Below are 2,718 nucleotides of genomic sequence, written 5' to 3'. Positions count from 1 at the left end.
ACGCCGGGCGGGGCGGTTTCCGGCGGGGATCCCGCCAGCGGCCTCGGCCCGTTCGAGGAAACGGCCGTGGCGGAGGGCTCCGGCACGGCACCGGCGGCTCCGAGCGCGTCCGCGATTGCCCGGATCAGCGCCCGCACTTCGGCGGGCACGGCCACGTCGGCGTGGTCCAGGCTGGCCAGCACGCCGAGCAGCCGGCCGTCCGGTCTGATCACCGGTGTCGCGAGATAACTGCGTACCCCCAACCGGCGATGCTCGGCGGTATCGGCCGCGGAGTCGCCCGCATCGATCCCGGACGCCACGGCGGGCGCACCGTCGAGCATCCGGGCGATGACGCTGTCCGCGCGGGGAAAGTTGGTTCCTTCGTTGAGATCGCCGAAGGTTCCGGTCACACGGAGATAGCTTGCGGTCGTCGCAGAAACCACGACGAAACAGGCCGTCTCCATCCGGTCCAGGGCGCGAACGGCCCGCAGCGCGGCATCGACGGTGCTCCACGCCTGTTCTGAGGGTGCTGACGACACAGGCCGAACTCTCCCACAAACTTCACGGGCAGTGACGGACACCGTCCCACGAGCCGGCCGCGTGTGCGGTGGGAAGGTAAGAACTCCCGAGATGTCGTTGCTCTACGTATCCGTTATGCGGCAGAAGTGACCTTCTCAGTGACCTGGCGAAGGCTCGGGTTCGTCATCACAGTGCCATCGGGAAAGAGCACGGTAGGCACGGTCGCGTTCCCGTTGTTCGCATCGCGGACAAGTTGCTCTGCTGTCGGGTCGTTCTCGATATCGACGGCCTTGTACTCGATGCCGGCGCGATCGAGTTGACCCTTCAGCCGAACGCAGTAGCCACACCAGGAAGTCGAGTAGATCGTGAGCACGTTTTGATCCTCCAAGCCGCTGGGACACAACGACTGCTGTAACCGCTGCGCGCCGCCGCCGCTTCCCGCGCCGCACGGGTACTACCGTGTCGAGGGATGTCCGGATCGCCAGCTTCCGCCGCCGCCCCGCGCACCGTCGACCTGCTCGCGGCGCTCGACCCCGAGCAGCGGGCCGCGGCGGACGCCCCGCTAGGCCCAGTGTGCATCCTCGCCGGGGCTGGTACGGGCAAGACGCGCACGATTACCCACCGAATCGCCCACATGGTCGTCGACCGGGGGGTTGGCCCTGATCAGGTGCTCGCGCTGAGCTTCACCGCCCGCGCGGCGGGGGAGCTGCGCGGGCGCCTGCGGGCCATGGACGTGCCGGGGGTGCAGGCCCGGACGTTCCACTCGGCGGCGTTGCGGCAGCTTCACTACTTCTGGCCGTCCGTGGCCGGGGGACCCCTGCCCCGCACGGAACGCAGCAAGATCCCGCAGATGGTCCAGGCGGCGGGGCGGCTGCGGCTGCGGCCGGACCGGGCGGAGCTGCGTGACCTGACCGCCGAGGTCGAGTGGGCGAAGGCCAGCCTGATCACGCCGGCGGACTACGCCCGCGCGGCGGTGGCCGGCGGCCGCGAGACCACGCTGACCGCGCAGACCGTCGGCCGGCTCTACGCCGCCTACGAGGAGGTCAAGAGCGAGTCCGGCGTCCTGGACATGGAGGACCTGCTGCTACTCACCGCGGCCATGATCGAGGAACACGGCTGGGTCGCCACGGAGATCCGCTCCCGCTATCGCCACTTCGTCGTCGACGAGTACCAGGACGTCAACACCCTGCAGCAACGGGTGCTGGACGGCTGGCTCGGCGAACGTGACAGCCTCTGCGTCGTCGGGGACCCGCACCAGACCATCTACTCCTTCGCCGGTGCCTCACCCCGGTATCTGCTGGACTTCCCGCGTCGCTACCCCGCGGCGGCGATGGTCCGGCTCGTGCGCGACTACCGCTCGACGCCGCAGGTGGTGACCCTGGCCAACCGGTTGGTGCGGGCCGGCGCCGGCACCGGGCTCGTCGCCGCGGCGCCCGCCGGGCCGGCACCGGTCTGGCTGGAGTGCGACAGCGAGGCCGACGAGGCCGCCGCCGTGGTCGCCCGGATCAGGTCGCTGCTCGCCCGCGGGACGCCCGCCAGCCGCGTCGCCGTGCTGTATCGGACGAACGCGCAGTCCGAGACCTACGAGGCGGCGCTCGGCGCGGCCCGCATCGCCTACCTGGTCCGCGGCGGGGAGAAGTTCTTCGCCCGCCGCGAGGTCGTCACGGCAACGCGGCTGCTGCGCGGCGCGATCCGCTCCGCCGACACCGACCGGCCCGCCGGCCTCGCCGACGCCGTCGCCGACGTCCTCGGCGCCCTGAACTGGCGCCCGGACGAGCCCACGGCCGGTTCCGGCGCCGAACGGGAACAGTGGGAGAACCTCGCCGCGCTGCACCGGCTCGCCGCGGACCTCGCCGCCCGTGAGCCGGCCGCCGGCCTCGCGGAGTTCGCCGCGGAGCTCGCCGACCGCGAGGCCCACGAGCATCTGCCCACCGTCGAGGGCGTGACGCTGTCCACCCTGCACGCGGCCAAGGGCCTCGAATGGGACGCGGTGTTCCTGGTGGGGCTCACCGAGGGCACGGTGCCGCTGGTGCACGCGCGCAGCGCCGAGCAGATCGAGGAGGAGCGGCGCCTGCTGTACGTCGGCGTCACCCGGGCCCGGACCCGGCTGGTGCTGTCCTGGGCGCTGACCCGCGGCGAGGGCGGCGGACGGCCGCGCCGACCGTCGCGGTTCCTCGACGACCTGCGCCCACTGCGCCGGGGTGCGGCGGCGGACCGGTC

At 72.1% G+C, this 2,718-nt stretch carries 3 protein-coding genes; 1 reads left to right on the top strand and 2 read right to left on the bottom strand.

The annotated features are described in order from the left end of the window. Both MXD58_RS28305 and MXD58_RS28300 read right to left on the bottom strand, forming a co-directional pair. Positions 1–518, bottom strand: a 518-nt coding sequence (locus tag MXD58_RS28305; protein WP_250611221.1) for a GAF domain-containing protein, incomplete at its 3' end; no start/stop codon positions are given. Between the two features lie 113 nt (positions 519–631). Further along, the gene (locus MXD58_RS28300) at positions 632–871 is read right to left on the bottom strand and encodes a mycoredoxin (protein WP_248821412.1); all 240 of its coding nucleotides are present in this window, start codon (positions 869–871) and stop codon (positions 632–634) included. 96 nt (positions 872–967) lie between these two features. Here MXD58_RS28300 and MXD58_RS28295 point away from each other — a divergent pair. Next, positions 968–2,718, top strand: a 1,751-nt coding sequence (locus MXD58_RS28295; protein ID WP_250611219.1) for an ATP-dependent helicase, incomplete at its 3' end; no start/stop codon positions are given.

The sequence above is a fragment of the Frankia sp. AgKG'84/4 genome, from assembly GCF_023242965.2.
In the GTDB taxonomy this organism is placed as follows: domain Bacteria; phylum Actinomycetota; class Actinomycetes; order Frankiales; family Frankiaceae; genus Frankia.
The sequence above is the reverse complement of the archived record's forward strand: the minus strand, read 5'-3'. Positions and strand labels throughout refer to the sequence as shown.